This is a genomic window from Streptomyces sp. NPDC023573, assembly GCF_055559735.1.
In genome coordinates this window covers 1,265,747-1,290,772 of record NZ_JBVHKB010000001.1, presented here as the reverse complement: position 1 = coordinate 1,290,772, position 25,026 = coordinate 1,265,747, and the positions used below count along the sequence as shown (strand labels likewise).

24 protein-coding genes are annotated in these 25,026 nt (G+C 71.8%); 9 read left to right on the top strand and 15 right to left on the bottom strand.

Annotated features, from left to right (window positions below):
* Nucleotides 1–4: 4 nt before the first annotated feature.
* Entirely contained in the window at nucleotides 5–2,455 is a 2,451-nt protein-coding gene (locus ACZ32T_RS05785) for a transglycosylase domain-containing protein (RefSeq protein ID WP_467365538.1), read from the bottom strand.
* A 147-nt stretch (nucleotides 2,456–2,602) separates the two neighbouring features.
* On the opposite strand from ACZ32T_RS05785, the gene ACZ32T_RS05780 reads away from it, so the two are divergent.
* The 4 genes from ACZ32T_RS05780 to ACZ32T_RS05765 are packed head-to-tail and all read left to right on the top strand — an operon-like array spanning nucleotide 2,603 to nucleotide 6,014.
* Nucleotides 2,603–3,403 carry an ABC transporter permease gene (locus ACZ32T_RS05780; protein WP_467365536.1) on the top strand — a complete coding sequence of 267 codons (801 nt, stop codon included), beginning with the start codon at nucleotides 2,603–2,605 and terminating at the stop codon, nucleotides 3,401–3,403.
* Nucleotides 3,396–4,280, top strand: coding sequence for an ABC transporter permease (locus ACZ32T_RS05775; protein WP_467365534.1), 885 nt, complete (start codon nucleotides 3,396–3,398; stop codon nucleotides 4,278–4,280). Before ACZ32T_RS05780 ends, ACZ32T_RS05775 begins: the two co-directional genes overlap by 8 nt.
* Nucleotides 4,281–4,298: 18 nt before the next feature.
* Nucleotides 4,299–5,264, top strand: a complete 966-nt coding sequence (locus tag ACZ32T_RS05770) for an ABC transporter ATP-binding protein (protein ID WP_467263411.1) — start codon at nucleotides 4,299–4,301, stop codon at nucleotides 5,262–5,264.
* Nucleotides 5,265–5,318: 54 nt separating this feature from the next.
* On the top strand, nucleotides 5,319–6,014 hold the full coding sequence (locus ACZ32T_RS05765) for a DUF1707 SHOCT-like domain-containing protein (protein WP_467263408.1): 696 nt from the start codon (nucleotides 5,319–5,321) through the stop codon (nucleotides 6,012–6,014).
* A gap of 2 nt (nucleotides 6,015–6,016) precedes the next feature.
* Here ACZ32T_RS05765 and ACZ32T_RS05760 read toward each other — a convergent pair whose 3' ends face one another.
* A complete protein-coding gene (locus ACZ32T_RS05760) occupies nucleotides 6,017–7,279 on the bottom strand; it encodes an SGNH/GDSL hydrolase family protein (RefSeq protein ID WP_467365532.1) in 1,263 nt (420 codons plus the stop codon).
* Between the two features lie 153 nt (nucleotides 7,280–7,432).
* On the opposite strand from ACZ32T_RS05760, the gene ACZ32T_RS05755 reads away from it, so the two are divergent.
* Nucleotides 7,433–8,758 (top strand): DUF445 domain-containing protein, encoded by a 1,326-nt coding sequence (locus ACZ32T_RS05755; protein ID WP_467263159.1) that lies wholly within the window; start codon nucleotides 7,433–7,435, stop codon nucleotides 8,756–8,758.
* Nucleotides 8,759–8,909: 151 nt separating this feature from the next.
* On the opposite strand, the gene ACZ32T_RS05750 is transcribed toward ACZ32T_RS05755, so the two are convergent.
* From ACZ32T_RS05750 to ACZ32T_RS05730, 5 genes are all read right to left on the bottom strand, one after another.
* A complete protein-coding gene (locus ACZ32T_RS05750; RefSeq protein ID WP_467263157.1) occupies nucleotides 8,910–9,215 on the bottom strand; it encodes a hypothetical protein in 306 nt (101 codons plus the stop codon).
* Nucleotides 9,216–9,324: 109 nt separating this feature from the next.
* The gene (argG, locus tag ACZ32T_RS05745; protein ID WP_467365531.1) at nucleotides 9,325–10,773 is read right to left on the bottom strand and encodes an argininosuccinate synthase; all 1,449 of its coding nucleotides are present in this window, start codon (nucleotides 10,771–10,773) and stop codon (nucleotides 9,325–9,327) included.
* A gap of 105 nt (nucleotides 10,774–10,878) precedes the next feature.
* Nucleotides 10,879–11,658, bottom strand: coding sequence for a DeoR/GlpR family DNA-binding transcription regulator (locus tag ACZ32T_RS05740; RefSeq protein WP_467263153.1), 780 nt, complete (start codon nucleotides 11,656–11,658; stop codon nucleotides 10,879–10,881).
* A 29-nt stretch (nucleotides 11,659–11,687) separates the two neighbouring features.
* Nucleotides 11,688–12,530 (bottom strand): class II fructose-bisphosphate aldolase, encoded by an 843-nt coding sequence (locus ACZ32T_RS05735; protein ID WP_467263151.1) that lies wholly within the window; start codon nucleotides 12,528–12,530, stop codon nucleotides 11,688–11,690.
* Between the two features lie 149 nt (nucleotides 12,531–12,679).
* On the bottom strand, nucleotides 12,680–13,582 hold the full coding sequence (locus tag ACZ32T_RS05730; RefSeq protein ID WP_467365529.1) for an excalibur calcium-binding domain-containing protein: 903 nt from the start codon (nucleotides 13,580–13,582) through the stop codon (nucleotides 12,680–12,682).
* A gap of 312 nt (nucleotides 13,583–13,894) precedes the next feature.
* Between ACZ32T_RS05730 and ACZ32T_RS05725 the strand changes: the two genes are divergently transcribed.
* Together ACZ32T_RS05725 and ku are read left to right on the top strand one after the other, a co-directional pair.
* The gene (locus ACZ32T_RS05725) at nucleotides 13,895–14,380 is read left to right on the top strand and encodes a GNAT family N-acetyltransferase (protein ID WP_467365527.1); all 486 of its coding nucleotides are present in this window, start codon (nucleotides 13,895–13,897) and stop codon (nucleotides 14,378–14,380) included.
* A 166-nt stretch (nucleotides 14,381–14,546) separates the two neighbouring features.
* On the top strand, nucleotides 14,547–15,479 hold the full coding sequence (gene ku / locus ACZ32T_RS05720) for a non-homologous end joining protein Ku (RefSeq protein WP_467365525.1): 933 nt from the start codon (nucleotides 14,547–14,549) through the stop codon (nucleotides 15,477–15,479).
* 42 nt (nucleotides 15,480–15,521) lie between these two features.
* Here the strand turns inward: ku and ligD are convergent, their stop codons facing one another.
* Nucleotides 15,522–16,481: a non-homologous end-joining DNA ligase gene (gene ligD, locus ACZ32T_RS05715; RefSeq protein WP_467365522.1), complete on the bottom strand. Its 960-nt coding sequence runs from the start codon at nucleotides 16,479–16,481 to the stop codon at nucleotides 15,522–15,524.
* A 166-nt stretch (nucleotides 16,482–16,647) separates the two neighbouring features.
* Between ligD and ACZ32T_RS05710 the strand changes: the two genes are divergently transcribed.
* Complete coding sequence (locus ACZ32T_RS05710) at nucleotides 16,648–17,007, top strand: hypothetical protein (protein WP_467365521.1); 360 nt, start codon at nucleotides 16,648–16,650, stop codon at nucleotides 17,005–17,007.
* A 22-nt stretch (nucleotides 17,008–17,029) separates the two neighbouring features.
* Here ACZ32T_RS05710 and ACZ32T_RS05705 read toward each other — a convergent pair whose 3' ends face one another.
* The 4 genes from ACZ32T_RS05705 to ACZ32T_RS05690 all read right to left on the bottom strand — a co-directional run bounded on the left by ACZ32T_RS05705 (nucleotide 17,030) and on the right by ACZ32T_RS05690 (nucleotide 20,554).
* Entirely contained in the window at nucleotides 17,030–17,317 is a 288-nt protein-coding gene (locus ACZ32T_RS05705) for a hypothetical protein (protein WP_467365520.1), read from the bottom strand.
* Nucleotides 17,314–17,943, bottom strand: a complete 630-nt coding sequence (locus ACZ32T_RS05700; RefSeq protein ID WP_467263136.1) for an ankyrin repeat domain-containing protein — start codon at nucleotides 17,941–17,943, stop codon at nucleotides 17,314–17,316. The genes ACZ32T_RS05705 and ACZ32T_RS05700 overlap by 4 nt, the downstream gene beginning before the upstream one ends.
* Before the next feature lie 89 nt (nucleotides 17,944–18,032).
* Entirely contained in the window at nucleotides 18,033–19,655 is a 1,623-nt protein-coding gene (locus tag ACZ32T_RS05695) for a cellulase family glycosylhydrolase (RefSeq protein WP_467365679.1), read from the bottom strand.
* 230 nt (nucleotides 19,656–19,885) lie between these two features.
* Nucleotides 19,886–20,554 (bottom strand): hypothetical protein, encoded by a 669-nt coding sequence (locus ACZ32T_RS05690; protein ID WP_467365518.1) that lies wholly within the window; start codon nucleotides 20,552–20,554, stop codon nucleotides 19,886–19,888.
* A gap of 321 nt (nucleotides 20,555–20,875) precedes the next feature.
* On the opposite strand from ACZ32T_RS05690, the gene aac(3) reads away from it, so the two are divergent.
* Nucleotides 20,876–21,733: an aminoglycoside 3-N-acetyltransferase gene (gene aac(3), locus ACZ32T_RS05685; protein WP_467263406.1), complete on the top strand. Its 858-nt coding sequence runs from the start codon at nucleotides 20,876–20,878 to the stop codon at nucleotides 21,731–21,733.
* 8 nt (nucleotides 21,734–21,741) lie between these two features.
* Here aac(3) and ACZ32T_RS05680 read toward each other — a convergent pair whose 3' ends face one another.
* From ACZ32T_RS05680 to ACZ32T_RS05670, 3 genes are all read right to left on the bottom strand, one after another.
* Entirely contained in the window at nucleotides 21,742–22,608 is an 867-nt protein-coding gene (locus tag ACZ32T_RS05680) for an AraC family transcriptional regulator (protein ID WP_467365516.1), read from the bottom strand.
* A gap of 210 nt (nucleotides 22,609–22,818) precedes the next feature.
* Entirely contained in the window at nucleotides 22,819–23,484 is a 666-nt protein-coding gene (locus ACZ32T_RS05675; protein WP_467365677.1) for a DUF5701 family protein, read from the bottom strand.
* 141 nt (nucleotides 23,485–23,625) lie between these two features.
* The gene (locus ACZ32T_RS05670) at nucleotides 23,626–24,636 is read right to left on the bottom strand and encodes a MarR family transcriptional regulator (RefSeq protein WP_467365514.1); all 1,011 of its coding nucleotides are present in this window, start codon (nucleotides 24,634–24,636) and stop codon (nucleotides 23,626–23,628) included.
* Nucleotides 24,637–25,026: the final 390 nt, after the last annotated feature.

Genomic DNA, 25,026 nt, shown 5'->3' with positions numbered 1-25,026 from the left:
GTGTTCAGGGGCGGGTGGGGCCGTTGTGGCCCTGCCCGCCCCTTTCGCGTTGGGCGACGGGGAGGCCGGAGGCGGGCTGGGCGGGCCGGATGCCGGGCTGCTGCTGCCGGGTGTCGGGTTCCTGCGTGGCGGGGCCCCGGTCGGTGCCTTCGTCCGCGGGGACGTGGGAGGGCGCGGCGGCGGGGGCGGCGGTGCGGTGTGCCCGTGGGGCCCGTGACGCTCCCGAGGGGGCGTCCGGGGTGCGGGAGCGGGCGCTGTCCCGCTTCTTGCGGGGGTCCCCGGTGCCGGGTTCGTCGGTGCCTCCGGCTTCCTCGGTGTCCTCGGTGTCCTCGCTCTCCCCGCTCTCCTCCGGGTCGGGCTCCTCGGGGCCTTCGTCGGCGTGGAGCTCGAAGCCCTTCACCTCGCTGCCTTCGAGTGCGGCCCGGGTGTAGTCGGCCCAGGTCTGGGCGGGGGCGCCGCCGCCGTTCATGCGGGCGAGGCCGAGTGCGCCGTAGAGGGGTTTCTGTACGCCGGTCCTGGGGTCCTGGCCCATGACGGCGATGACGGTGGCGAGGTCGGGGGTGTAGCCGGCGAACCAGGCGGCCCTGTCCTCCTCGGCGGTGCCCGTCTTGCCGGCCGCGGGGCGGCCGGCGCCCAGGGCGGCGGTGCCGGTGCCGCCGTCGACGACGCTCCGCAGGACGGAGGTGGTGGTGTCGGCGGCTTCGCGGCTGATGGCCTGCCGGGCGTTCCTGGCGGGCAGGTCCAGTGCGGTGCCGTCCTTGCTGATCTTTGCGACGAGCGTGTGGGGGCGCTGCTTACCGTGGTCGGCGAGGGTGGCGTAGGCCGAGGCCATGTCGACGGCGCTGGCGGTGGCGGGGCCGAGTGCGATGGAGGGGGAGGCCGTGAGGTCGGGGGTGTCCTTGGGGATGCCGAGGGCGACGGCGGTGTCCTTGACCTCTTGGGGGCCGACGTCCTGGGCCATCTGGGCGTAGACGGCGTTGACGGATTTGTCGGTGGCCTCGCGGACGGTGATGGAGCCGTAGTCGACGTCGTCCTCGTTGGCGGGGGAGTAGCCGGTGGAGCCGGCGGCGCTCTGGACGGTGCGTTTGTTGGTGCCGTCGTAGCGGGTGTTGGGGGTGATGGCGCGGTGCTTCTGGGTGGTGGATCCGTTGGCGAGGGCGGCGGCGAGGACGAACGGCTTGAAGGTGGACCCGACCTGGTAGTCGCGGCGGGTGGCGTTGTTGACGTACTGCTTCGTGTAGTCGACGCCGCCGTAGAGGGCGACGACGTGGCCGGTGGCGGGGTCGATGGAGGCGCCGCCGGCGCGGACGTTGCGGTCGGCTTCGCGTTCGTCGCTGGTCTTGGAGAGGACGTTCTCGTCGACGGCTTCGACGAGGGCGTCCTGCTTCTTCTTCTGGAGTGTGGTGGTGATGCGGTAGCCGCCGGTGGCGAGGGTGTCCGCGTCGATGATCTTGTTACTGGTGAGGTAGTCCTCGACCGCCTGGACGATGTAGCCGCGCTGGCCGGAGAGCGCGGTGGCGGGCTTGGCCTCGTCGGGGACGGGGAAGGTCATCGCCTCGCGGTCGGCTTCGCTGAGCCAGTCGTGCTTGACCATGCCGTCGAGTACGTAGTCCCAGCGGGCGAGGACGGCTTGTTTGTTCTCGGGGTGGGCGACGACGTCGTACGAGCTGGGGGCGTTGAGCAGGGAGGCGAGGTAGGCGCCTTCGCCGGTGTCGAGGTCTTCGACGTCCTTGCCGTAGTAGGCGTGGGAGGCGGCCTGGATGCCGTAGGCGTTGCGGCCGAAGTAGCTGGTGTTGAGGTAGCCCTCGAGGATCTCGTCCTTGCTCTGCTCGCGGTCGAGCTTGATGGAGATGAAGAATTCCTTGGCCTTGCGGATGACGGTCTGTTCCTGGCCGAGGTAGTAGTTCTTGACGTACTGCTGAGTGATGGTGGAGCCGCCCTGTCTGCCCTTGCCGGTGACGGTGTTCCAGCCGGCGCGGAGGGTGGCCTTGATGTCGATGGCGTCCTCGGAGTAGAAGTCCCGGTCCTCGGCGGCGAGTACGGCGTGCTGGATGGTGGGGGGGATGCGGTCCAGCGGGATCTTCTCGCGGTTGATCTCTCCGTCGCGGGCGATGACGGTCTTTCCGTCCGCGTAGACGTAGACGTTGGCTTGTGCGGTCGCGGCGGCGTTGGCGGCGGGGATGTCGATGAGCTGGTAGCCGGCGATGAATCCGCCTACGAGGAGCAGTGCGAGGAGCAGTACGCCGCCGAGGGTCATGCGCCAGGTGGGGAGGGCGCGGCGCCAGCCGGTGCGTTTGGGCCGCTTGGGGTGTTTTTTGCGCCCCTTGGGGTCCTGTGCGCCGTTCGGGTGAGGGGAGTCGGGGGTGGGGGCCGCGGCCGAGGCGTCTCGGGGGGCCCAGCCCTCGGGGCCCTGCTGACCAGGGTCTCCGCCGTGCTGCGGTGGCTCTTGGCTCATGACTGTGGAGGCTCCTCGACTGCGGATGATTTTCCTATAGTGCACTTTTCGGGCGGATAACCCTCGGATCCCTCCGTGGAAATGGGGTCGCGGCGGCCGAACGCCGTGGCCTAGGCTCGGGCGCTTTGGCGGATTGAGGGGGGCGAGGTGCGGCTCTATGCCGTGGTGGCGGCCGGTGGCTTCCGGCGGTATGCCACCTATCGGGTGGCGACGTTCGCGGGGGTGTTCACCAACACCGTCTTCGGTTTCATCATGGCGTACACCTACATCGCCCTGTGGGACGAGAGGCCCCAGCTGGGTGGCTACGACATGTCGCAGGCGCTGACCTATGTGTGGCTGGGTCAGGCCCTGCTGATGGCCTGCGCGATGATGGGCGGCGGCTTCGAGGACGAGCTCATGGAGCGCATCCGTACGGGTGACATCGCGGTCGATCTGTACCGGCCCGCCGATCTGCAGCTGTGGTGGCTGGCGGGGGATCTGGGCCGGGCGGCGTTCCATCTGCTGGGGCGCGGGGTCGTGCCGATGGCGTTGGGGGCGCTCGCCTTCGATCTGGCGCTGCCGGGTTCCGGGTGGACCTGGCTGGCCTTCCTCGTGTCGGTGGCCCTGGGCGTCGTGGTGAGCTTCGCGGTGCGCTTCCTGGTGGCGCTGTCGGCGTTCTGGCTGATGGACGGGGCGGGCGCGATGCAGATGGCCTGGCTGGCCGGGTTGTTCTTCTCGGGGATGATGCTGCCGCTGACGCTGTTCCCCGGCTGGCTCGGGGAGCTGGCCCGCGCCTTGCCGTGGTCGTCGCTGCTCCAGGTCCCTGCCGATGTGTTCCTCGGCAAGTACGCGGGATGGGACGTCGTGCGGGCGTACGCCTTCCAGGCCGGCTGGGCGGTGGTGCTGCTGCTGGCGGGGAGGCTCCTGCAGTCGGTGGCGACCAGGAGGGTGGTGGTCCAGGGTGGCTGAGGTCCGGGTGGAGCGTGTCGCGGCCGTGGAGCCGGAGCCGGAGCCGGAGCCCGTGTTCGCCGAGCGGTCCCCGCTGGTCGAGGGGGTGCGGGCGTACGGGCTGATCGTGGCGATGTGGCTGCGATCGACGATGGCGTACCGCGCGTCGTTCGTGATGACGACCGTCGGGAACTTCGTGTCGACGGCGTTCGACTTCGTCACGATCATGCTGATGTTCGCGCACGTCGACGTGCTGGGCGGTTTCACCCTGCCGGAGGTCGCGTTGCTGTACGGGACGTCGGCGACCGCGTTCGGGCTGTCCGATCTGGTGCTGGGGTCGATGGACCGGCTGGGGCGGCGGGTGCGGGACGGGACGCTGGACACGCTGCTGGTGCGGCCCGTGCCGGTGCTGGCGCAGGTGGCGGCTGACCGGTTCGCGCTGCGCAGGCTGGGGCGGATCACGCAGGGCCTGCTGGTGCTGGGTTACGCGCTGGGAACGCTGGACATCGACTGGTCGCCACTCAAGGTGGTGATGCTGCCGCTGATGGTGCTGAGCGGGGCGGCGATCTTCGGGGCGGTGTTCGTGGTGGGGGCGGCCTTCCAGTTCTACGCCCAGGACGCGTCCGAGGTGCAGAACGCGTTCACGTACGGGGGGACGACGATGCTGCAGTACCCGCCGACGGTGTTCGCGAAGGACCTGGTGCGCGGGGTGACGTTCGTGGTGCCGCTGGCGTTCGTGAGCTGGCTGCCGGCTCTGTACGTGCTGGGGCGGGACTATCCGCTGGATCTGCCGGGGTGGGTGGCGTTCCTGCCTCCGGTGGTGGCGGCGGGGTGCTGGGTGCTTGCGGGACTGGCGTGGCGTGTGGGGCTGCGGTCGTACCGCAGCACGGGAAGCTGAGGAGTGGGCGTGGACGACATGGACTTCATCGAGCTGGACGGCGTCGAGAAGGTCTTCGACGTGCGCCGTAAGACGGGCTTCATGCGCCGTGAGCGGCGTGAGGTGCGGGCGGTGGACGGGATCAGCTTCCGGGTGCCGCGCGGTGAGATGGTCGGCTACATCGGCCCGAACGGCGCGGGCAAGTCGACGACGATCAAGATGCTGACGGGCATCCTGACGCCGAGTGGCGGCCGGCTGCGGGTGGCGGGGATCGACCCGAGCCGGGAGCGTACGAAGCTGGCGCACCGGATGGGTGTGGTGTTCGGGCAGCGTACGACGCTGTGGTGGGACCTGCCGTTGCGTGACTCGTACCGGCTGATGCACCGGATGTACCGGATCCCGGACAGCCGTTACCGGGAGAATCTGGACCGCTGTGTGGAACTCCTGGATCTGGGCGCGCTGTTGGAGGTCCCGGTGCGTCAGCTGTCGTTGGGGCAGCGGATGCGGGGCGATATCGCGGCGGCGCTGCTGCACGATCCCGAGGTGCTGTATCTGGACGAGCCCACGATCGGGCTGGACGTGGTTTCCAAGGCGAAGGTGCGGGGTTTCCTGCGGGACCTGAACGCGGAGCGTTCCACGACGGTGCTGCTGACCACGCACGATCTGACCGACATCGAGCAGCTGTGCAAGCGGGTGATGGTCATCGACCACGGCCGGCTGGTGTACGACGGTGCGCTCGCCGGGCTGCACGAGGTGGGGGAGAGCGAGCGCACGCTCGTCGTGGATCTGGAGAGGGAGCTGCCGCCGGTCGAGCTGGGTGAGCCCTCGGTGCGGGTGGTGAAGGTGGAGGGGCCCCGGCAGTGGCTGGCGTTCCCGGCCGCGGCGTCGGCCGCGCCGCTGGTGGCGCGGATCGCGGCGGACTATCCGCTGGTGGATCTGTCGGTGCGGGAGCCGGACATCGAGTCGGTGATCGCGAAGATGTACGTGTCGGATTCTGCTGTCTAGGCCCGTCCCTCGATCGCTCTATAGGGTGCCGGTATGACAAGTGAAAACCCGGACATGCGTGCCTCCGACGCGGAACGTGAGCGGGTCGCGGAGACCCTGCGGGAGGCCGTGGCCGAGGGCCGGCTGGAGATGGACGAGTTCGAGCAGCGGCTCGACGCGACGTTCAAGGCGCGTACGCACGGGGAGTTGGTGCCGCTCGTACGCGATCTGCCGGTGCCGGGTACGACCGTGGCGCCGGTGGCCGGTCTGCCGCCCGTCGCGGCTCACGGGTCGTCCGCCTCCACGTCCGTGGACTGGTCGCGGAGGATCGGCGGCCCCGCGACGTCGACGGGGGCGTTCGCCTTCTGGAGCGGGTTCGGCCGCAAGGGCCGGTGGACGGTGGGACGGGTGTTCACCGCGGTCGCGGTGTGGGGCGGCGGCGACATCGATCTGCGCGAGGCGAACTTCGAGGACCGCGAGGTCGTGATCCGTTGCTTCGCGGTCATGGGCGGGATCGACGTGAAGGTTCCGCCGAATGTGGACGTGCACGTCAACGGCCTCGGTTTCATGGGCGGTTTCGACGAGCAGACGAAGGACGCGGGCGAACCGGAACCGGGTGCCCCGCGGGTGCGGGTGACCGGGTTCGCTCTGATGGGCGGGGTGGGTGTGACGCGTAAGTGGACCAAGGCGCAGCGGCAGCGGCGCAGGGAGGCGGAGGGGAACCGCCTGCGGAAGCCGGAGGCCGGGGACGGGCGCAAGGAGCTCGGCTGAGCTCAGAAGGTGTCGGCCTTCGGTGTCCCGTCCACGGCGCCGAGGTCGATCGCGTGGCCCAGGGCGCGGTAGCCGGCGTCGTTGAAGTGCAGCCGGTCCCCGGAGTCGTACTCGGGCAGGATCCGGTTGGGCGCGTAGGGGTCACGTACGGCGCGGTCGAAGTCGATGAACGCGTCGAAGATCCGGCCGGAGCGGATCTCCCTGTTGACGGCCAGGCGCACGCTGTTGCTCTCGGGTGACCAGGTGGAGTAGCCCTGGAAGGGCGTCAGTGTCGCCCCGACGACCCGCAGCCCCTGGGCGTGTGCGCGCTCGGCGAGGGCGCGGAGCCCGGCCGTGATGCGCTGGGGGTCGGCCTCCTGGGGGTACTGCTGTACGTCGTTGATGCCGAGGGCGATGATCACGGTCTTCGCTCCTGCGACGGACAGGACGTCGCGCTCGAAGCGGTGGGCTCCGCTCAGGCCGCCGACGTTCTTGACGCCGTCCACCGTGAGCGGGCTGTCGCGCAGGAGTCGGTTGCCGGCTATCCCCTGGTTGGCGATGCCGTAGGCGTGCCGCAGCCGGTCGGAGAGGACGTCCGGCCAGCGGGTGTTGGCGTCGGTGGTGGAGCCGCTGCCCGCCGTGAGGGAGTCGCCGAGGACGACGATCGCGCCGGGGGACGCCTCGTTGCGGACGTCGACGGCGGTGAGGTAGCGCCACCGGGTGGTGCTCCAGGTGCCCCGGCTGTCGGCCAGGTAGGACGTCTGGTGCGCGTTGGGGTGCTGGGTGACGGGCCCGCCGGCGGACGGAGTGCGGAGGGTGACCTCCAGATCGGCGTCCGGGGCCACGGGCACCACGACCGGGTCGCTGACGACCTGGAGGCCGGCGGCGACGGTGACGGTGGGCCGGCCGCGGAAGGTCACCGGGCGGGTGTTGACGGTGGCCTGGTCGATGACGAGCGGTGCGGCGCCGAAGAGGTTGGACAGCGTTATGCGTGCGGCGTCCCCACCGACGCTGGTGTGCACGATGTTGCGGATGGTGCTGCCGGGGTAGCCCTGTGCGGCATTCGGCTCCGCGCTGACGGGGGCCGCGGTCCAGGTGGCGACCCAGGTGCCGAGGGAGTTGGCCGGTGCGGCGGGATTGCGGGCCGCCGTGTGGCTCTGGGACGCGCTCAGCGGTTCCTGACGCTTCCCGGCGATCAGCGACGTGCCGAACGCGACGGCGGCGGCGAGCGCGACGGTGCCTGCTACGAGGGCGATGAGCAGGGCATACCCCTGGCGCCTGGGCATCTGTGGTGGTTCTCCTTGCGGTGTCCGGCCCGGTGTTCGGGTCGCTTTCATGATGCGGCAAGCCGTGGGGAACTCGACGTGCGGCCCGGGAGTAGGTGAGGTAGGGACAATGCGTACGGCACTGGGTGACGTGTACGCGGACAGGTGGAGCGGATGGAACAGGACGCGGGACAGGGAACGGCATCCGGGGCGGAGGGTCGCGGAACGGGGTTGGGCGGGTTCGCGTACACCGCCGCCGACGAGGAGAAGCGGCGCGGTGTGCGCCGGATGAAGACCACCGCCACGGGTCTCCTCCTGCTCGTCGCGCTCGTGTACGTCCTCGCCACCTGGGCGGAGAACGCGGGTGTGGGCGGCTGGCCGGGCTACGTCGCGGCGGCCGCCGAGGCGGGGATGGTCGGTGCGCTGGCGGACTGGTTCGCCGTCACGGCGCTGTTCCGGCGTCCGCTCGGCCTGCCCATCCCCCACACCGCCATCATTCCCACCAAGAAGGACCAGTTGGGGGAGTCACTCGGTTCCTTCGTGGGCGAGAATTTTCTCTCCGGGGACGTCGTTCGTGACCGAATTCACGCTCTGGGGGTCGGTAAGAGGCTCGGATCGTGGCTGGCGGAGCCGGAGCACGCGGACCGGGTCACCGCCGAGCTGGCCACCGCGCTGCGTGGTGCGCTGACCGTGCTGCGGGACTCCGATGTGCAGGCGGTCGTCGGGGAGGCGATCACCCGGCGGGCGGACGCGGCGGAAGTGGGTCCTGGCATAGGGAAGATGCTGGAGAAGGTCGTCCAGGACGGTGGTCACCGCAGGGTCGTCGACCTCGTCTGCGTGCGGGCGCACGACTGGCTGGTCCTGCACGGTGAATCCGTGATGGACGCGGTCCAGGGCGGGGCGCCCGGCTGGACGCCCCGGTTCGTCGACAAGCGGGTGGGGGAGCGGGTCTACAAGGAGCTGCTGCGTTTCGTCACGGAGATGCGTGACATGCCGGGCCATCCGGCGCGCGGCTCGATCGACACGTTCCTGACGGACTTCGCGGCCGACCTCCAGACCGACAGCGACACCCGGGCCCGGGTGGAGCGGCTGAAGTCGGAGATCCTGGGGCGCGGCGAGGTCCAGGACGTCATCGCCTCCGCCTGGTCCTCCGTCCGTACGATGATCATCGCGGCGGCCGAGGACGAGCGGAGCGAGCTGCGGATGCGGGCCCGGGCCTCGCTGATCTCCCTGGGCGCCAGGCTCTCCACGGACGAGCGGCTGCAGGCGAAGCTGGAGGGCTGGCTGGAGGACGCGGCGGCGTATGTCGTCACGACGTACCGCACGGAGATCACGTCGCTGATCAGCGACACGGTGGCCGGCTGGGACGCGGACCAGACGTCGAAGAAGATCGAGGCGCACATCGGCCGTGACCTGCAGTTCATCCGGATCAACGGCACCGTGGTGGGTGCGCTGGCCGGCCTGGCGATCTATTCGGTGTCACACGCGCTGGGAGGCTGACCGGAGACGTGCCCGTCCTGTCGTACGGGCACGCCCCCGGGTCACGCGGGGAGTTGCTCTTCAGTACGCACCCCGCGGCGCCCGTGTTCAATCCCCGGGGCCGGACTTTCTTCCGGAAGGCGCCGCGCGCCCTGGACGAGGCCCGGTGGGTCTACCGGTCGCCGCGTCGGGTGACCGCCCATGACGCGGCGGCGACACCGCCCGCCACGGTGAACACCGCGGGCCAGGCGCCGAGCTTCTTGGCCAGGGGGTGCGAGCCGGCGAACGCGGCGACGTAGGCGACGGTCAAGGCGGTGGCCGCCCGGGACCCGGCCTGACGGTTCCACTCGTACGCCGCCACCGAGCCTGCGGCGGCCAGCGCGACGCCGCCCAGCGGGCGCTTCTTGGTCCAGCGGGCGATTCCGTACCCGCCGACGAGTCCGCCCGCCGCCACTGCCGCTGCCGGGACCTTCGCCATTGCCGCCACCTTCGCTTTCCTGCGTTCTCGCCGGCGTGACCGCCGGGAATCCGAGGATAAGGTCCCGGTGCGGGCGGCCCGTCAGCCGGTCGGCCGACGGGCCGGGACGTCAGTCGGTGCCGGACTCCATCGCGGCGCGGTCCAGCAGCTCGTCGTCGTGGGAGACCTCGCCGCGCGAGGCGATGGCCTGCGCGCCGCCCTCGGACATGGCGCCGATCAGGCCGGTCGCCGCCGCCTGCGCGGCGCCGATCAGCGAGGGCTGGGTGGTGCCGACGAGGCCGAGGCCGGCGAACTGTTCGAGCCTGGCGCGCGAGTCCGCGATGTCGAGGTTGCGCATGGTGAGCTGGCCGATGCGGTCCACGGGGCCGAACGCCGAGTCCTCGGTGCGCTCCATCGACAGCTTGTCCGGGTGGTAGCTGAAGGCGGGGCCGGTGGTGTTGATGATCGAGTAGTCCTCGCCACGCCGCAGCCGCAGCGTCACCTCGCCGGTGACGGCCGAGCCGACCCAGCGCTGCAGCGACTCGCGGACCATCAGGGCCTGCGGGTCCAGCCAGCGGCCCTCGTACATCAGCCGGCCGAGGCGCCGGCCCTCGTTGTGGTAGTGGGCGAGGGTGTCCTCGTTGTGGATCGCGTTGACGAGGCGCTCGTACGCCGCGTGCAGGAGGGCCAGGCCGGGCGCCTCGTAGATGCCGCGGCTCTTCGCCTCGATGATGCGGTTCTCGATCTGGTCCGACATGCCCAGGCCGTGACGGCCGCCGACCGCGTTGGCCTCCATCACCAGGTCGACCGGCGTGCCGAACGTCTTGCCGTTGATCGTCACCGGGCGGCCCTGGTCGAAGCCGATGGTGACGTCCTCGGTGGCGATCTCGACCGAGGGGTCCCAGAACCGGACGCCCATGATCGGGTCGACGGTCTCCACACCGGTGTCGAGGTGCTCCAGCGTCTTCGCCTCGTGGGTGGCGCCCCAGATGTTGGCGTCGGTGGAGTACGCCTTCTCCGTGCTGTCGCGGTAGGGCAGGTTGTGGGCGACCAGCCACTCCGACATCTCCTTGCGGCCGCCGAGCTCGGTGACGAAGTCGGCGTCGAGCCACGGCTTGTAGATGCGCAGGTGCGGGTTGGCGAGGAGGCCGTAGCGGTAGAACCGCTCGATGTCGTTGCCCTTGAAGGTGGAGCCGTCGCCCCAGATCTGCACGTCGTCCTCGAGCATCGCCCGGACCAGCAGGGTGCCGGTGACGGCGCGGCCGAGCGGCGTCGTGTTGAAGTAGGCACGCCCGCCCGAGCGGATGTGGAACGCGCCGCAGGCGAGCGCTGCCAGGCCCTCCTCGACCAGTGCCGCACGGCAGTCGACCAGGCGCGCGATCTCGGCGCCGTAGGCCTTCGCGCGGCCGGGCACCGACGCGATGTCGGGCTCGTCGTACTGGCCGATGTCGGCGGTGTAGGTGCACGGGACGGCACCCTTGTCGCGCATCCACGCGACCGCGACCGAGGTGTCGAGGCCGCCCGAGAAAGCGATGCCGACGCGCTCGCCGGTGGGCAGGGAGGTGAGAACCTTAGACATAGGAAGAGTATGCACTCGATTGTATGTATATGCAAATGTGGGTGAGCGGAGCCGCTGAGTGCTGCTGGTGGTGTGCGCGGCGGTCGTTGCCGCGGACCTGCCGGGTCACACCCGCAGGACGTCGATCCCCAGGGCGGTGAACTCCTCGACGACGTCCTCGGGTGCGTCCCGGTCCGTGACCAGCACCGACACCGCGCTCGTCTCGCACACCTGGGCGAAGGCCCGGCGGCCGAGCTTGGAGGAGTCGGCGGCGACGATCACGGTGCCCGCGCACTCGGCGAGGGCGCGGTTGGCTCCGGCCTCGGACTCGTCGTGCGTGGCCGCGCCGAACCGGGCGTGCACGGCGTCCACGCCGAGGATCGTGTAGTCGAGCGCGAGGCCGCGCAGGACCGAGTCGACCAGGGGGCCCACGAGTTCGTACGAATTCGGCCTGGCCACCCCGCCGGTGACGACGATCTTCACCTGGGGGCGGACCGCCAGCTCGTTGGCGATGTTGATCGCGTTGGTGACCACGGTCAGTGCCACGCCCCCGCCCGACGGCTCCGGCCGCAGCGCCAGCTCCCTGGCCACCTCGGAGGTCGTCGTGCCGCCGTTGAGGCCGACGGTGGAGCCCGTCGGGATCAGCTCGGCCGCGGCCTTCGCGATGCGCTGCTTCTCGTCGGCCCTGCGGGCCGCCTTGTAGCGCAGCGGCAGGTCATAGGCGACGGCGCTCACCACCGCGCCGCCCCGGGTGCGGGTCAGCAGGTTCTGCCGGGCGAGCTCGTCCAGGTCGCGGCGGACGGTGGCGGCGGAACAGCCGAGCTGTTCGGCGGCTTCGAGTACGTCGAGATGGCCCTGGTCGCTGAGGATCTCCAGCAGCCGGGTCCACCGTGTGTGTGCCGCCACCGGATCCTCCTCGCTCGCAGCTCACAAGCCTATCGCCCGGGCCGCGCCAGGACCCCCAGCAGGCGTGCCACCTCCGCGGCGACCGCGTCGCGTGCCGGGCCGAGGTAGGCACGGGGGTCGGCGGCCTCGGCGTGGGTGTCCAGATAGCCGCGGACGGCCCGGGTGAACAGCTTGTTCAGGTGCGTGGAGATGTTGACCTTCGTCATGCCGGCGCCGACCGCCGCCGCGAGACCCGTGTCGCCGACACCCGAGGAGCCGTGCAGGACGAGCGGGACCCCCACCGCGTCACGCAGCCTGGAGATGAGCGCGAAGTCGAGGACGGCGTCGCGGGTCAGCATCGCGTGCGAACTGCCGACTGCCACGGCGAGCGCGTCGACGGCAGTGGCCTCCACGAACGCACGGGCCTCGTCGGGGTCCGTACGCACGCCGGGGGCGTGCGCCCCGTCCTTGCCGCCGATCTCGCCGAGCTCCGCCTCCACCCAGACGCCGTGGCTGTGGCAGTAGGCGGTGATCTCGCGGGTCGCCGCGACGTTGTCGGCGTACGGGAGCGCCGACGCGTCGAACATGACGGAGGTGAAGCCGAGCCGGACCGCCTCGCGCACCAGCTCGGCCGACTCGGCGTGGTCCAGGTGCACGGAGACCGGCACGCCCGCGGCTCGGGCGACGGCGAGCGAGGCGAGCCCGATCGGTTCGAGGGCGCCGTGGTAGCGGGCGGTGTTCTCGCTGACCTGGAGGATCACCGGCAGCCCGGCGGCCTCCGCCCCGCTCGCGATGGCCTGCGCGTGCTCGATCTGCACGACGTTGAAGGCCCCGACGCCGGTCGCGCCGGTCCGGGCGCCGTGCGTGATGACACCGGTGGATATGAGCGGCATGGGCGTCCTTCGCGGATGCGGGCTGCGTGAACCCAGGCGAATGGTGCTCGAAGTTGCTCATTTATAGCCTGCTTGAAGCAGATTGGAAAAGAGCAGCCGCCTCCGAAGGGATCTGGAGGCGGCTGCTGGGATGGTGGCGGGGGAGCGGACTACTCGCAGGCGACGCCGTCGCCGTCGCGGTCGAGGTGGGAGCCGTACCCGGGGTCCCCGCGGTGGATGGGGGCGGCCCCCGCGGCGCGTACGGCGGTGCAGTTGGCGTACGAGACGTCGCCGCCACCGCTGGAGCCCCCGCTGGAGCCGCCGCTGGTGGAGCCCCCGCTCGAACTGCCGCCCGTCGAGCCGCCGCCTGACGACCCGTACGGCTCGCAGCCGACTCCGTCGTCGTCCCGGTCCAGGTGGGCGGCGTAGCCGGGGTCGCCCCGCCGGACGGGGGCCGCGCCGGCGGCCCGTGCGGCATCGCAGTTCTCGTAGTACACGGAGGGTTCGGCCGGCTTGGTGGCCTTCGCCTTCGGCTTCGGTGCGACCGTCGGCGTCGGCTTCGGGGTGGGTGTGGGCGTCGGGGACGGGGTGGGCTCGGAGACGGTGATCCGTACGACGGCGCTGCCGTCCGCCGGGCCCTTCCCCTTCCCCTTCCCCTTCCCCTTCACCGCGACCTCGTACGTGAACTCGTCCTCGCCGGCGTATCCGTCCGTGGGGGTGTAGGCGAGCGCGTTCCCCTCGACCGTGACGGTCCCGTGCGGGGTCGGGCTCTGTGCGGTGAGGGTGAACTCGGCGGGCTCGTAGGTCTCCAGGAACTCGCCGTCGGTGCCGTCCTCCAGTGTCACGAGGTCGTTGGCCAGTGCGTCGATCACGATCTCCTGGCCGGCCTCCGTGCCCGCCGTGTCGTCGGCGAGCGCGAGCGCCCGCTCGGCGGAGGGTGACGCGGACGCCGCCGCGGGCTTCGCGTCCTGCCCCGTGCCGCCGTTCTCGCCCCCGCAGCCCGCCAGGGCCAGTGCCAGGACCGCGGCCCCCGCCGACATTCTGAGCCTGCCGTTCGTCACGTGTGTGTTCATGTGCCCCCCAAGGCGCTTCCGTGCTGCTGTGCAGCGGAAGGGCGATGCTCGCAGCGGCGGACGGGCGGCGCGTCGGCTTCCACGAAAGGGTGGCGAAAACGTGATGAAAATGTGGAGAGCATGTGGAGAGCTCGCCGGATGCCCGGGCTCCCGCGGGCGGCCTCCCAGGAGGCGGTTCAGACCATGGCCCGGGTGCCGGTGACGGCGGCGCGCACCTGCGGACGAGGACGGCCCCGCCGCCTGGTGGTTCCGCGCCGGGCCGGGGCGGGAATCCGGTGGCCCGGCGCCCCGGCGCGCCCGTACGGTGCGCGTATGACTGCGCAGCTCCGCCTGGAAAAGGTGACCCCGGACAACGTCCTCGACGCGTGCCGGCTGAAGGTCGCACCCGAGCAGGAACGGTTCGTCTCCCCGGTCGCGCAGTCGCTGGCCGAGGCGTACGCCGATCCGGACAGGGCCTGGCCCCGGCTGGTCTACGACGGTGACCGGCTCGTCGCCTTCGTGATGGGTTTCTTCGACGTACGGTTCGGGCTCGGGGGCCCCGCCGATCCCGGGAACCGGCTCCGCTCCGGACTCTGGCGGCTGGCCGTCGCCGCGGACGAGCAGGGCAAGGGGTACGGGCGCTTCGCCGTGGACGCCGTCTGCGAGGAGATCCTCCGGCGCGGACAGAAGCGTGTGACGGTGACCTGGGGGCAGGGGGAGCACGGCCCCGAGGAGTTCTATCTCCGGCTCGGTTTCCGCAGGACCGGTGAGATGAGCGAGGACGAGGTGGTCGGCGAGACGGACCTGCCGCGCGGCTGACCCCCCGCCGGCCCCGGTGATCCACATGCGGTCCGGGGGCGGGGGCGCGAGGATCGGCATTACGGGCGGTGGCCCGGCCGCGCCTCGGCCCTCTCGGGCCGGTCTCCCTTCCAGGCGCTCCGGTCCGCCTCCCGGCCAAGCCGTCAGGGGGGTATGGAGGTACTGGATGCCGCGGCCCCTGTGGACAGGAGCGATCAGCTTCGGGCTCGTCACGATCCCGATCAAGGTGGTCTCCGCCACCGAGAACCACTCGATCTCCTTCCACCAGTACCACCAGGAGGACATGGGCCGGATCCGCACCCGCAAGGTGTGCGAGATCGACGGCAAGGTCCTCTCGCAGGACGAGATCGGCAAGGGGTACGAGGTCGCCAAGGACCGGACCGTGCCCGTCACCGACGAGGAACTCGACCGGATGCCGCTGCCGACGGCGAAGGCCATCGAGATCGTCGCGTTCGTCGAGGCCGACAGCATCGACCCCGTACGGATCAGCGACAGCTACTACCTCGCGGTCGACGGCCAGGTCGCGGCCAAGCCGTACGCCCTGCTGCGGAAGGCGCTGGAGCGCAGCGACAAGGTCGCCGTGGCGAAGTTCGCCTGGCACAACCGTGAGCGGCTGGGCCTGCTGCGGGTGCGGGACGACGCGATCGTGCTGCACTCGATGCGCTGGCCGGACGAGATCCGCGACCCGGCGTCCCTCGCCCCCCGGGAGACGGAGTTGGACGAGGACGAGATCGAACGCGCCGTGCAGCTCACCGACAGCATGGCCCTGGACGACATCTCCGGCTTCCGTGACCGCTACCGGGAGGCCCTGGAGGAGCTGCTCGCGGCCAAGTCGGAGGGCAAGGCGCTCCCGGCGGCGGCAGGGGAAGAGGAGGAGGAGCCGGGGAAGGTCATGGATCTGATGGCCGCGCTGAACGCCTCGGTGAAGGCCGCCAAGGAGACGCGGGGCGAGGACGCGACGGTGCACGAGATGATACCCGGCACGTCCCGCGCCCGGAAGAAGGCCGCCCCGGCGGCGAAGAAGGCGGCCTCCAAGAAGACGGCGGCCAAGAAGCAGCCCGCGAGGAAGACGGCGGCGAAGAAGCGCACGGCATCCTGAGCGGCGCCGTCGCCCGACGGCATCGGGCGGCGGCCCGGCCCGTCACCCGATGTCGTCGGGCGCCAGGTCCGGGCGTAGCCGGTGCCAGGAGGGCTGGCGCAGCTTCCCCGTCTTCGTCCGCGTCGAGTACCGCACCTCGCCGACCAGCCGAGGCAGCACCCAGCGCGCCCCGGCCACAGGTGGCGTCTCGTCGAAGGGGCAGGTGTCGACCGCGGCGACCCGGAGCAGCTCGGCGAGTCCGGTCCGCTCGGCGTCGCTCCATCCCGTCCCGACGCTGCCCGCGTAGCGCAGGCCGCCCGGGTGCCGCTCGCCGACCAGCAGCGCCCCCGGCAGGCCGCCCAGCCGGCCGCGCCCGGGCACCCAGCCGCCGACGATCACGTCCAGCGTGCGGGCATGGCGGATCTTGATCCACGTACGGGCGCGGACCCCCGGCTCGTACACCGAGGTCAGCCGCTTCGCGATCACGCCCTCGAGACCGGCCTCCCGGGTCATGGCGAGGGCCTCCTCGCCGTGTCCCACGACCACCGAGGGCGTCGACCAGCGCCGCCCGTTCAGCCCGAGCCCTTCCAGTGCCGCCCGACGCTCCGCGTAGGGCAGCGGTACGAGGTCCCGCCCGCGCAGGAACACCGCGTCGAACAGCATCAGGTGCGCCGGTACCCGCTGCGCCATGCGGGCGGCCTTCGCGGGAGACCCGGAGAGCCCCATCCGCGACTGCAGCCGCTGGAAGTCGCTGCGCCCCTGGTCGTCCAGCGCGACGATCTCGCCGTCCAGCACCGCCGGTACGCCGCCGAGCGCGGGCCCGAGCGCGGCCAGTTCCGGATACGCGGGGGTGATGTCGGCCCCGGACCTGGCCAGCAGCTCGACCGATCCGTCCCCCGGCAGATAGACCATGGCTCGCTGGCCGTCCTGCTTCACCTCGTACGCCCACTGCTCGTCGACGGCGGGCGACGGCAGGCGGCCGGGGGTGGCGAGCATGGGGGCGATCCGGGGCAGAGGGGCCATGGCAGCAGCTTCTCAGCGGTGACGCCGCCGGGCTCGCGGACACTCTCTACGCCAGGCCGGCGGCCCGGCAGGTGCTCCGCACATCAGTCGGGGCGCCGGAAAATGACCGGTACGCACGCGTGTGCGCATGGCACCATGGCCGCCATGACGACGAACCGAAAGGTCCATGCCGCGTAGCCGGTCAGGACACCACCGCAGGGGCCGGGCGTACGGGCGCCGGCCCGACGGCACGAGCACCGTCATCGACGGGCTCTCCTCACGCACGCTCGCCGAGATCACCCGCCTGGAGCTGAGCCGCAACTACCTCACGCCCGGTGCGGTCGGTCAGGCCGTGCGTACGTGGAAGCGGCACAGGCGGCAGTCGCCGCGCGTGCTGTGGCGCGAGCACGAGCTGGGCAGCGGCCACTGGGACTGCTGCGGTGACCCGCTGGAGGCGCGGGAGCTCCTCGGGACGGTGATGGGGGCACTGTCGCCGCGCGGGGCCCGGGAGCTCCGGCGCGTGGTCGGCGCGATCGACGACGGGTGACGGATGGCGAGGTGCCCCGGCGTCAGGTGCTCAGGGCGTGGCCCGCCAGGGAGAGCCGCATGGAGCACGCGTCCTCGGCCTCGACGGTGACGGGGCTGCCCCAGTGCTCGCTCAGCATGCGCCCGACGGTGACGAGCCGCCGCCGCTCCTCGGGGCTGTACGCGGGAAAGCGCGTCCAGCCGCGATCGGCGATCGCGTTGCCCAGCTCGGTGAACAGGGTGCCCCTGACCCGCTGTTCCTCATCGGGCGTCAGCGGCGTGGGGCCCGGTCGGGGCCCCACGGGGCGGACGTTGTACAGGTCGCGGATCACGGGCCCGTCCTCGCAGGGGCGCCGGCCGCGCGCAGCGCCTCGATGATGTGTTCGTAGTCCTGCCGGGCCTCCGGACAGCGCCCCATCCGCTCATGGGCGAGATCGAGGGCGTGGGCGGAAGGGTCCGCGCCCCGGCCGAGCAGCTGACGCACCATGTCCGGCAGCCGGAACCAGACGGCCCACTCCAGGCTGGTGAGGTCCCTCAGCCGCAGGCCGATGTCGGCCCCCCGGTCCAGCAGCAGGTCCACGAGCTCCGGGCAGGTCGGGCCCGGGTCGGTGGAGGTGGAGGCCAGCAGGAGCGGAAAGCCGATCCGGCCCCGGGCGTCCGGGTGCGCGCCGGCGTCGAGCAGGACGCGCGCGATGTCCGTCCTGCTGAACATCGCCGCCTGGGTCAGGACGTTCAACTCGCCCCACTCGCCGGCTCGCTGTTCCGGATCGGCGCCCGCCGCGACCAGGAGACGGACCACCTCCACGTGGCCGTGGCGTACCGCGAGGTCCAGGGCCGTGCGCTTCTCCGCCCCGTAGGCGTCGGCCGGCACGCCGTCGCCGAGGAGTTGGGCCACCAGGGCCACCTCGCCGGTCTCCGCCGCCCGGACCAGCTCTTCCGCCCTGCTGTCGGTCTGCATCGCCTGATCATGGCGGAAGCCGGGGCCCGGCGGGAAGAGAGCCGGCCGGCAGGGGTCGGGGCCCCTGCCGGCCGGTGGAACGGCCGGGGTCAGGCCGTCGCGCAGGTGGTGCCGCTGAGCGTGAAGGCGGTCGGGGCGGTGTTGGTGCCGCTCCTGGTGGCGGTGAAGCCGACCGTGACGGAGCCGTTCGCGGCGATCGACGCCGTGTATCCGGCGGGGGCGACGCTGACGGTCGCACCGCTCTGTGTGGGGGTCCCGCCCCACATGTTGGAGACGGTCTGGCCGTCGGCGAAGGCGAAGCCGAGGTTCCAGCCGTTGACGGTGCTGCTTCCGGTGTTACGGATGGTGATCTCGCCCTGGAACCCACCGGGCCAGTCGCCGATCACCCGGTAGCCCACGGAGCAGCCGGTACCCGGTGTGGGTCCGCTCCCGTCGGTGGTGACGCTCACCGTGGCGGACCGGGCCGAGCGGTTGCCCGCCGCGTCGCGGGCGTAGACGGCGAACTCGTATGCCGTACCGGCGGTGAGGCCTGTCACGGTGGCGCTGTTGGCCGTGGAGGAGGCGGCCGCGGTCTCCGTGGCGCCGCTGACGCGGACGACGTCGTAGCCGGTGGTGGCAACGTTGTCGGACGACGCGGACCAGTTCAGGGTGGCCGACGTCGCCGTCACCGCGGAGGCGGTCGGGGTGCCGGGGGCGGTCGGGGCCTCCGTGTCGTCCGGGTCGCCGCCGTCGCCGAAGACGGTGGCCTCCTGGGAGGTCTGGGCGATGCCGTTCGCACCGTGGAAGACGCGCTCGCCCCAGGAGCTCAGCCGGCTCGGGTCGAAGTCGATGGCGAGGTCGAGGACCGGGTCGGTGTTGCCGCTCCAGGACCAGGCCAGATAGCCGAGGTCCAGCTGCTCGGCGGTGGCCATCATGGTGTCCTCGTCCGGGTCTCCGTACTGGTCGGCGGGGCCGCCGAACTCACCGATGAGGAGGGGCAGTCCGGCGTCGACGAAGGCGTTCAGGTAGTCGGTGACCGCCTGGGCGGTGCTGTAGACGCTGTACATGTGGATCGAGAAGATCAGGTTGCCGGTGGTGTCGGCGTCGTACACGGCCTGGGCGTTGGCGCGCATGACGCCCTGCCAGTCCTGGCCCCAGTTGGGCGCGTCCACCATGATGGTGTGGGCGAATCCCGCGGAGCGCAGCTTCTGGACGGCGGCGGTCGTGGGCGCGGTCCAGCCGGCGGGGTCGGTGTTGCCCCAGGGCTCGTTGCCGATGTTGACGATGACGTAGTCCTCCTGGCCCGCGAGGACGTCCTTGAGGCTGATCCAGTAGTCGGCCGCGTGGTCCAGGGTGCCCGCCGCGGCGTCCTCGCCGTAACCGGTGGTGTCGTGCACCTCCAGGACGCAGATCAGCCGGTTGGCCTTGCAGTCCTCGACGATGCCCGCGACTTCGGCGGGGCCGTTCCTCGTCCAGCGGTGGCCGTCGGAGAGGACGACGCGGACGGTGTTCGCGCCGAAGGCCTTGATGTCGGCCAGGGACTGCGTCTCGCCCGGGTACCAGGTGTGCGCGTGGTTGACGCCGCGCATGACGAAGTCGTTGCCGTTGCCTTCCAGCAGACGGCCGTCGCTGATGTGCAGGCCCGTGGCCGCGGCCTCCGCCTGAGCGGGCCTGGCCTGCGCCGCGGCCGGGCCGAGCGCGCCCAGCAGGACGACGCCGAGGAGGGCGGCCATGCCCTTCAGCAGGACGGTCAAGGGGCTTCTCCGTGCCGTGTTCGGTGCTGATCTCACTGCGACTCCAGAAAGTGGGCGCCGGGTGACGCAAACATCGGATGGCTTATGGGAGCGCTCCCATAAAGCCACCTCGACAGGGGCACGTCAAGATGTCGCGCACACTTCGGCCTTGACCGCGCCCCGGGCGGCCCGCCCCCGGCCGAGCGGGGCGGGCCTGCCGGCGGCCGTCGTCAGGCCTTGCTGGTGCAGATCGCGTCGTACGGGCGTCCCGGGCTCGGGAAGAGCTCGATGGGGTTGTCCGCGTTCGCCGGGCACTCCTCGGCGGTCTTGGTCAGGGCGAGGACCTTGTTCCCTCCGCTCGCGCAGGGCACCTCCTTCGCCTCGTCGCTCACACAGTCGCCCACCACGAGCTGCCCGCCGCCCGCGCCCGCGTCCCCGGGGTGGTCGCCGGAGAGGTTACGGCCGCAGATCGTCTTGCTGGGGATGCCGCCGGTGGAGGCGTCCCCGCCGAAGGAGACCTTCACCGAGATGATCTCGTCGGTCCCGGCCGGGCACTCGACGGCCCCGGCGAAGAACTCGCCGTCCTTCACCGCGAGCGCCTTGATCGTCGCCTTCGGGTCGTCGCAGTCGAGGCCCTGGAATCCGTCCTTCGACTGGCTCGTGTCCGGACCCGCGCAGTCGCCCACCTTCCAGTCCCTGGACTTCTGACCGCCACCTTTCGCAGACCCGCTGCCGCTGTCCGACAGCGGCCCGCAGGCCGTGGCGGCACCGAGCGCGACCGTGAGGATCAGGACACCCTTCGCGCAGTCCCGGAGGGCCGTGCGCGTGCTGCGCTTCGACGGGGAACCGGCGCTGTTCGGGAGGCTGTTCCGGGGGCGCGTACTGCCGTGGGCGGTCATGCTGCTCCTTGGATACGTGGCGTGTTCCGCACGGCACCCGTGGTGACCCGCGCGGAGTTCGGGCGTGAGGACGGCCGAACCGCGCGGCGCGGTTCCCGGGATGTGCCAAGCGGTCGGGATCGGCACCGAGCCGCAACGGAACGGCCGCCACGGGGCCTGTTACGCACGGAGCCGGGCCCGGCCGCTCCGTGCGGCTCCTGGGTCCGCCGGTGCCGTGTGGACCGCTGGTACCTTCTGGGCGCGGCCCGAGCGCCGCACCCGTACCGCTGCTCACTTCACGAAGACGGACCGAGTGAACAAGTGACCGCACCCGAACCACCCCTGGACCAGGACGCCCTGCTCGCGCGCGCCGACGGCCCCGTCACCCGTGGCCGGCTCGTCCGCGATCTGACCGCGCTGGGTCTCGCCGAGGGCGACACCGTCATGTTCCACACGCGGCTGTCCGCCATCGGTTACGTGGCCGGTGGCTCCCAGGCCCTCATCGGCGCCCTGCGGGACGTCGTGGGGGAGCGGGGGACCCTGATGGTGACCTGCGGCTGGAACGACGCCCTGCCGTACGGTTTCTCCGCGTGGCCGACGGCCTGGCGGGACGCCGTACACGCGGAACACCCGCCGTACGAACCGGAGTCGAGCGAGGCGGACCACGACAACGGCCGCCTCCCCGAGGCGCTCCGCCGGTGGCCGGGAGCCGTCCGCAGCCGGCACCCCGACGTGAGCTGCGCCGCGCTCGGCGCGGCCGCCGTCGAGCTGACGGCCGACCACCCGTGGGACGACCCGCACGGCCCCGGCAGTCCGCTCGCCCGGCTGGTGGCCCTGGGCGGGCGGGTGCTGATGCTGGGCGCACCGCTGGAGACCCTCACCCTCCTGCACCATGCGGAGGCGCTCGCCGAGGCGCCCGGCAAACGGTTCGTGGAGTACGAGCAGCCGGTCCTGGACGGCGACGGCCGGCGCGTCTGGCGCCACTTCCGGGACATCGACTCGTCGAAGGGGGCCTTCGACTACTCCGCCGTCACGCCCGAGGGCCAGGACCCGTTCGAGACGATTGGCCGGGCCATGGTGGCCGCCGGGATCGGCCGGAGGGGCAGGGTCGGCGCCGCCGGCAGTCACCTCTTCGAGGCCGGGGAAGTGGTGCGCTTCGGCATCGAGTGGATCGAGGAGAAGGTGGGCGGCGCCCGGTAGGGACGCGCTCAGGCGCCGGACCGCTCCACCGGGATCCACAGCTCGGCCTCGGCCCGCGACCCGTCCTCGGACAGCCGCACGCTCAGGATCTCGGGCCCCGGCCTGCCGGCGTACGGATTGGACGGGAACCACTGCGTGAACACGTCCCGCCAGAGGTGCTGGAGTGCCTGCGGAAAGGGACCGGAGTTCTCGAAGACGGCCCACTGTCCCGCCGGGACGGCGAGGGCGTCCATGTCATCGGGCACCTCGGCGGCCGTCACCACCCCGTGGTAGTAGTCGAATTCGGTTCCCTCCGCCCGGCTCGGGTCGAGCTGGTCGCTGACCTGGACGATCCCCGACGGCTCCTGACCGGCCAGTGCGGCGATGCGCCGCACCGTGTCCTTGCCGAGGCCCCGGATGAAGTCGGCGATCGCCGGATTGATCCCTTCGTGCACGAGCGGTACGCGGGCCTTCCTGCCGACCACCCGGAAATCACCCTTGTCCACGATCTTGTATCGCATGCTGCTGCTCCCTTCGACGATGAGGCGGAAGGACATCCGTGGCTGCGAGTGCAGCGCCGCACCCGTGCGCCGCGCCTCGCCCGGGCCCACGCCGTGCATGGCACGGAAGGCGCGGGCGAAGGCCTCGCCCGAGCCGTAGCCGTAGCGGGTCGCGACGTCCAGCAGCGTCCGGTCACCGGCGAGCACCTCGGCGCCCGCCACGGTCAGCCGCCGGCGCCGGATGTACTCCGACAGCGGCAGGCCCGCCAGTGCGGAGAACATCCGCCGGAAGTGGTATTCCGAGGTCGCCGCGATGCGCGCGAGACCGGCCACGTCGACCGGCCGGTCGAGGTGGGCCTCGATGTGATCCATGGCCTGGTTCAGCCGGTCCAGCATCCCGGACTCCTTCCCTTTCGTCCCTCACGTTAGGAAGGACCCACCCTGCCGGACCCGACATCCTGTGCCCGATGCGGTGGGGTGGGGCCCGCCGGGCACGCGGCCGGGACGCGGGCCGAGGGGTCTCGGGGCACCGAGCGGCCAGGGCGTGCCGGGGCCCGGTGCTCGACCGGTCATCCTGCCCCGCTCATCCGGGGCCGGTCAGGGCAGTCAGGGCTCCTGGCTCGTGCGGCCTGTCGCGGAGGCGAAGCCCAGCCAGGTGTGGCGGTTGCCCCACCAGCACCAGCCGATCTTCGGCGCGCCGCGGCGTTCGCGGCCGTCCCGCCCGGTGCCGTTGCTGATCCAGATTGCGGGCGTACGCGCGTCGAAGGTGCCGTTCGCCTTCCGCAGACGGGACCCGATGGTCATGAAGCAGCGGTTGCGTGCGAGGGCCGTCGGCTGCTGGAGCACCCAGTGGATGCCTTCGGTGAGCAGCAGCGGGGTGCGGTTCTCCCCGGTCAGGGCCGGCAGTGCCTCCTCCGGGCTCCAGTTGGCCATGCGGTCGCCCCGGTCGACGCCGGTGACGAGGTAGAGCGGGGCGTCGGGCGGCTCGACGGAGGAGGGCGCGAACCGGTCGACATCGGGCATGTCGATGACGACGAAGCCGGGCTTGCCGTCGCGGCGGAGCAGCGGAGCTAGGGCGGACGGCGGAACACGGTCCGGGTGGACCACCAGGAGGGCGTTGTCGGTGTCCTGGCCCGCTCTCCCGGCGAAGGCGCGCAGGTCGGCGGCCGGTATCCGCGCGAGCTCGTGCACCCCGAGCTCGATCAGCCGCTCCGCCTGGGCGGCGACCGGCGGGAGCGGGGGCACTGGGGCGGTGGACGAAGCATCGGACAGGGCTTCGGGCAAGGTACTCGGACTCCCTCGGGTCACGGTTCGCAGCGGTGCGCGTGGGGTCAACGAGGCGGCTCACGGCTGCGTTCCCGGTTCCGCGAGGCCGTACCGGGAGTCGGCCTCTCGGCCCAGCGCGACGTGAGATCAGGGCGACTTGAGCAGATCCCGGAGTCCGGCGGTGAACGTCCGGACCTCTTCTTCGGTCGGCCGCCCCAGGGTGTCCTCGGGCGCGGTGTCGGCCCCCGGTGCGCGGCACGGGCGACAGAGGCCGTCGGGGAGGGCTTCCGGGCGGCCAGGGGCGCCGCACTTGGTGCACTCCAGCATCACGCGGTGTACGGGCGCGCCCGGTGCGGGCGGCGCGGGGGCGGCGGGTACGTGCGCCGGGATCTTGCCGGTGAGGCGGCAGCGTACGAAGCCGACCGGGGAGTCGACCCGCGCCGGGAGCCCGGCGGTGAGGGCCTGCGTGAGGTAGTCGGCGTCCACGCCTCGGTCGAACCACGCGGCGGCCAGGGCCTCCAGGACCGCGCAGTCGGCGGCCGACAGGGTCAGGCGTGAGTCGACGCGGCCCAGCCGCGCCAGCGTCAGATAGGCGGGGGACGGCTCGGCGGAGGCCACGGCACGCTGCGGGGGCACGACGGGCAGAGCCGGTACGACGGGCACGGCAGGGGCGACCGGAACGACCGGCGCGGCACGGGCGGGCTCCGGTGGCGCGGGCGACTCCGCAGGACCACAGGGCTGCGCGGCGGCGGCCGCCAAGGGGGCATCGGCTGCTTCCGGGGTGCCCTTGGAGGCCGCCAGGGTGGCTTCGGCGGCGGCCGGGGCGACCTCGGTGGCCGCCCACCACTCGTTGTCGCGGGCCGTACGCGACCAGAACGTCCGCGAGACCCAGCGGACCTGCCCCTGCTCGCCGATCAGGCACCGTACGCGGCGCAGGTATCCGGCGGTGGCCAGCGCCTTCAGGGCCGAGCCGACGGCCTGTTGGCCGTACAGCGGGCGCTGCTTGGCGAGGCTCTTGACGTCCATCGAGGCGCCGTCGGGGAGCCGGTCGATGAATCCGGCGATGTACCGCTCACGGGCGGGCAGCAGGGCGAAGTCATCCGCCGCACGGGGGAGTTGTCCGGGCATGGAGCGCTTGCCGTAACCGGGCCTGGCCATCGGGTACGGGCGCGAGGATGCGGGGGCGCGGAGGGCGGAGCTAGGGTGCTGGATAGCCACGGGATCGCTCTTTCGATCTTGCGGTCAGACCCCGGCCTGGTGCGTTCAACACCGCGTCGGGGTCGTTCGGTTCTCGCACCGTAAGCAGTGGCCACGCTCCGCCGCAAGTCGGTCACGATTAGTCATACTTGCTGGCCGTGACGGGTCAGGGAGGTCGGGGAGGTCTTCCCGAACCCCCTTCTTTCCCTCCCGGTCAAAGGCATCGCTCGAATCCCGGCCCTCGGATCCCGGCGCCCGGATCCCGAAGCTCAAGCGTCGGGCGGAAGCCTCGATTCCGGGCCCCGAAAGTGTGAACAGACCCGTCCCGGCGCTCGGGCCCCGGGACCCGAG